The following is a 1,217-nucleotide window of genomic DNA, read 5'->3' as shown; positions in this document are numbered from 1 at the left end:
GTCGATGACGTAGCCTTTCGTCAGCGTCTCGCTTGGATGGAGATCGCCGAACATCTTAGATGAATTGCAGGCGGAAAGCGCTGATACGACCATCAGCAGTGAAGCCACGCCCACCGGGGCGGGCGCAAGAAACGACTTGAATTTCAGCGCACCCAACAACAATTCTCCATCACATCCCCGCAACTTGCGCTGGGCCGCAAAACCGGTAAACCAGCTTGCATGCCGATGCAACAAGGCCAAATCAAACAACAGGTCCCCGGGAGACCGCCCTCAATGTTCCAGCGCCTTTTTGGCCGCGAACGCAATGCCAACCGCGCTATCACCGACGCGCTCTACGCACAAATCGTGGCGGCGGCGCGGCAAACGGTGTTTTATTCGGACTGGAATGTGCCGGATACGCCGCTCGGCCGCTTCGAGATGCTGTCGCTGCATATCTATCTCGTCCAGCACCGTCTGCATGGCGAGCGAGGCGTGGCGGCCGAGGTCGCGCAAGTGCTGATCGACGAGTTCTTCCTCGATGTCGATCATTCGCTGCGCGAACTTGGAATCAGCGATGTCGGCGTGCCCAAGCGCATGAAGAAGCTGGCAAGGATGTTTTACGGCCGCACGACCGCCTATGATGATGCCCTCCGAGAAAACGACCGGTCGGCGCTTGCGGCGGCGCTTGCGCGCAATGTCAGGCCGGACGCGGGCCCCTGGCCGCAGGCGTCGCTGCTGGCGGATTATGTCTGCGATGCCAGCCAGAAGCTCGCCGCGCAGCCGACCGAATCGATCGCCGCCGGCACGGTCGCATTCCCGGCCGCCGGGGCCGCTTGAAGGAGGCCAGCATGAAAGACGCTGAATTGCGCAGCCCGGTATCCTTTGTCGCCAATGTCGCGCGGCTGCCGCAAAAGGGCCTGCCGATCCTGGTCGAGGCCGATCAGCGCCAGCGCGAAGCACTTGCAGCCGAATATGAGCTGCTTTCGGTCGAAAGCTACCGTGCCGAATTGCTTGTTGCTTCGTGGAAGCGCAACGGCGTCAAGGTTACCGGTCGTGTCGAGGCCGACATCACGCAGGCCTGCATCGTCACCCTGGAGCCGGTAAGCGCACATATAGACGAGCCGGTCGAGGCGCTGTTCCTGCCCGAGCAGTCGAAGCTTGGACGCGAGGGCTTCGAGGGCGGCGGCGAGATTATTCTCGACGCCGATGGACCGGACAGTCCGGAAACATTCTCCGGC

General features: G+C 61.9%; 2 protein-coding genes and 1 pseudogene. 2 read left to right on the top strand and 1 reads right to left on the bottom strand.

Going from position 1 to position 1,217, the window contains the following annotated elements; translation table 11 throughout:
• Positions 1-183 (bottom strand): annotated as a pseudogene (locus tag EOA24_RS38540) (outer membrane assembly protein BamE); the annotation flags it as partial.
• A gap of 90 nt (positions 184-273) precedes the next feature.
• Here EOA24_RS38540 and EOA24_RS38535 point away from each other — a divergent pair.
• Both EOA24_RS38535 and EOA24_RS38530 read left to right on the top strand, forming a co-directional pair.
• The gene (locus tag EOA24_RS38535; RefSeq protein ID WP_126082927.1) at positions 274-816 is read left to right on the top strand and encodes a ubiquinol-cytochrome C chaperone family protein; all 543 of its coding nucleotides are present in this window, start codon (positions 274-276) and stop codon (positions 814-816) included.
• An 11-nt stretch (positions 817-827) separates the two neighbouring features.
• On the top strand, positions 828-1,217 hold a 390-nt coding region (locus EOA24_RS38530; protein WP_127410856.1), incomplete at its 3' end, for a DUF177 domain-containing protein.

Source organism: Mesorhizobium sp. M2A.F.Ca.ET.039.01.1.1, assembly GCF_003998035.1.
In the GTDB taxonomy this organism is placed as follows: Bacteria; Pseudomonadota; Alphaproteobacteria; order Rhizobiales; family Rhizobiaceae; genus Mesorhizobium.
Note: the sequence above shows the minus strand (reverse complement) of the source record. Positions and strands in the feature narration are given on the sequence as shown.

What these genes read in the sequence shown, in the direction of transcription:
- EOA24_RS38535 (WP_126082927.1), top strand. Translation starts at nt 274, where the DNA reads ATGTTCCAGCGCCTTTTTGGCCGCGAACGCAATGCCAACCGCGCTATC.